General features: G+C 69.1%; 2 protein-coding genes and 1 pseudogene. All 3 read right to left on the reverse strand.

Going from position 1 to position 3,300, the window contains the following annotated elements; genetic code table 11:
- Positions 1-468: pseudogene (locus JWQ05_RS12085) on the reverse strand (hypothetical protein); the annotation flags it as partial.
- Between the two features lie 94 nt (positions 469-562).
- A complete protein-coding gene (locus JWQ05_RS12090) occupies positions 563-1,810 on the reverse strand; it encodes an Hsp70 family protein (RefSeq protein WP_299658693.1) in 1,248 nt (415 codons plus the stop codon).
- Positions 1,811-1,911: 101 nt separating this feature from the next.
- Positions 1,912-2,169: a hypothetical protein gene (locus JWQ05_RS12095; protein ID WP_299658694.1), complete on the reverse strand. Its 258-nt coding sequence runs from the start codon at positions 2,167-2,169 to the stop codon at positions 1,912-1,914.
- Positions 2,170-3,300 lie beyond the last annotated feature (1,131 nt).

Here is a 3,300-nt window from a genome sequence, read left to right on the forward strand (position 1 = left end):
CGACGCTCTGCCGATCTGCCGGGTCGGGCCCGCGGGGGCGGGGACGGCTCCGCGCGGCTCCGCATCGGCCCGGCGCGAAGGCTGCGCCTCGGCGGAACCGGGGCGCTCGGCCCGGGGACGCCGCGCCCGGCGCGGAGCCTCCTCGGCGGCTTCGAACGACGGCTCGGGGGCGTCGATCTCGCGGTCCCGCGCTTCCTGGCCGGGGCGCCAGGGCGCGTGCTTGCCGGCCTCGCCGCGCCCTTCGGCGGCGCGGTGGGCCGCGTCGAGGGCGCTGGTGCGCGGACCGGTGCGTTCCCGGTCGGGGCGCTTGAAGGTGCCGGGCTTGCCCGGACGGCCGGGCCTGCCCGAGAACGCCGACTTGCCCGAGGACGTGGATTTGCCCGGCGGTCCGCCGCGGCCGGTTCCCGCGCCCTGGCTCCCGGCGCCTCTGCGCCCGGAGCCGCCGCGTGATGGTGGTCGTGTGGTCATGGCCTGCTCGTATCACCCGCCCGCCCCGCGACAAAGCGCGGGCGTGACGGGTTCCTGTCCCGGATGGGATTTTGCGCCGGATCCGTGCCGCGGCTCAAGCCGCGCGGCGGGCGGCCTCGATGGTCAGCCCGGTGCCGACCGAGCCGAAGGTGTCGCCGTCGACCACGCGGGCGCCCGGCACGCAGGCGGTGAGCGCGGCGCGCACATGGGGCAGGCCCGTGGAGCCGCCGGTGAGGAACAGCGCGTCGATCCGGTCGGCGGTGAGCCCGGCCTGGGCGAGGCAGCGGGCGATCCGCTCGGCGATGCGCCGGGCGAGTTCGTCCGTGTGGGTGACGAGCCCCGCCCGGTCGATGCCGGCCTCGAGCCCGGCCTCGACCCAGTCGAGCGCGACCCGGCCCCGGCCCTCCTCCGAGGTGGCGATCTTGGCGCCCTCCACCTCCATGGCGAGCGAGTGCCCGCGCTCGGCTTCCACGACCGTGTAGAGCCGGGCCAGGAGATCGGGACGCCGGGCGTCGCGGCGCACCTCCTCGATCTCCCGCAGGGTCTTGGCGTTGTAGAGCCGGTTGATGCTCGACCACGTGGCGAGGTCGTGGAAGTAGCCGGTGGGCACGTCGAGGTCGCCCCGGTTCATCGCGGTCCCGAGGCCCAGCAGCGGCATCACCGTGCCGAGGCTGAGGCGGCGGTCGAAATCCGTGCCGCCGATGCGCACGCCGTCATTGGCCAGGATGTCGCCGCTGCGCTCCGCTCGCGCGTGGCGCTCCGGCGACAGGCGCACGATCGAGAAGTCCGAGGTGCCGCCGCCAATGTCGGCGATCAGCGCGATCTCCTCCGCCCGCACCTGCTGCTCGTAGTCGAGGGCGGCGGCGATGGGCTCGAACTGGAACGAGACGTGGCGAAAGCCGATGCTGTTCGCGATCTCGCGCAACGCGTCCTCCGCCCGGGCATCGCCCTGCGGGTCCCCGTCGACGAAGTGGACGGGTCGGCCGTGCACGACGGTGTCGAGGGCGACCCCGGTCTCGGCCTCCGCCCGCGCCTTCACGGCGGCGAGGTAGCGCCCGATGACGTCGCGGAACTTGATGCGCTCGCGCCCGACCGGCGTCGTCTCCTCCAGCAGGGAAGAGCCGAGCACCGATTTCAGGCTGCGCATCAGGCGCCCCGGCGTGCCCTCGACATACTCGGCCATGGCGGCGCGCCCGACGAAGGGCGCCTGCCCCGGCGGAAAGAAGATCGCGCTCGGAATCGTGACGTGCCGGCCTTCGAGGGGCACCAGGGCGGGGGCCGCTCCGGTGACGAGGCCGAGGGTCGTGTTCGAGGTGCCGAAGTCGAGGCCGCAGGCCGCCATGATGGGTCTCCGGCAACAACGCTGGATGGTCGGGCCGGCCCACCTACAGGCTCGGCCCGGCGAGGTCCACCGTCTTTTGTGCGCTGCGGTCGCGCCGGATCCTAGGCGGCCGTGCGGTGCCGTTCGTCTTCCAGTCGGGCCGCTTCGGCGCTGTGGACGCTCGCGACCAGCAGCGAATGCTGCCTTCGCATCGTCTTCAGAAGCTTTTCGACGGCGACGAGGTCGGCGCGGGCCTGGGCAGAGCTGACCTCGTCGGCATCCAGAACCGCGATCTGAAGCATCGTATCGACCCTCTGTGCCTCGGCGCGCGCGATGATCCGTTTCAGGGCGCAGAGCCCCTCTTCCCGCCATCCAGCCATCGTGCCCTCCTGCGTCTCGATTCCGGGCTCCGGAGATCCGTGCGTTCTACTTCGTGTCGCGCACCGTGATCGTCACCAGCTTGCCAGTGACCGGATCGAGGATTGTCACAGTCATCGCGGTCTCCCCTGTAATGTACAGGGATCATATGGTTGCTTGATTGCGGCGATAACTTGACGTGTTAATCAGTTGTCCACTGAATACGATAATATACACAAATGTTAGTCTTTGCCGTGTATCTTCTGATTGGCACAGTCTGGGATGCGACGGCGAATGCGAGGGACCGCCGGCGTCCTGGTTCCGGGAATCGACGGGCTCGCGGGCGAAGAAGAAGAGGCGGCGCGTGGGCTCGTGACCCGTCCCTCAGGACCGGGGCTGCCTGGCGCAATGGCCGAGCAGGCGCGGCCAGTCGCGTGCACGCTCCGCGCCGGAGCGAGGGACGGAAGCGGTCGGGATGGGTCTTGATCAGAAGCGGATTTTCACCCGCGAAGCCGCTTTGCATCGATCATGGCTCGGCGTCCCATGGGGCTAGCCATGATCGCGCCTGGAAATCCCTGCCGGATCGGTTTCGTCGCTGGTCTCGATGGTCTTCCATCCAGATGAGGCGACCGGGAAACGGCGGATCAGTGATGGTTAGACCTGGCCAAGGCCGCGCGGCCTGAAGCGCATCCGGCATCGGGGACTGCTTCTGCGCAGGAACGATTGATGGCACTCGGCGCGAAATCTGTCGGAGAGTCGTCTGGCGCTCGATGATGCTCTTGCCGAGCTGTCGTCGTGCGCGCACGAAAAGCCATTTCCGGACATCGCCGAGTGCATGAAAAAGCCTGCTAGGTCATTGACCTAGCAGGCTGAAACTTTGGTAGCGAGGGAGAGATTTGAACTCCCGACACAAGGATTATGATCTGAGCGCGAGCACGCCTAAGTCATTGATCTCCCAGGCGTCACTGGTGAGCTGCGCTAGCTCTGCGCTACCTGCTGCTCGCATGCCCCTGCCCCGCCAACTCAGGCTATCCCGGGAGGTGTTGAGGCGTTTGTGCCCAATCTGCGCCCTGTAAGGGTCCCTCCTCCAGCACCCGGTGGACGGTAAACGCCTGCGCAGTCTCAATATTGCCGAGTTCCTCCCACGCGAGCGG

Source organism: Methylobacterium sp. (genome assembly GCF_028290105.1).
GTDB lineage: Bacteria > Pseudomonadota > Alphaproteobacteria > Rhizobiales > Beijerinckiaceae > Methylobacterium.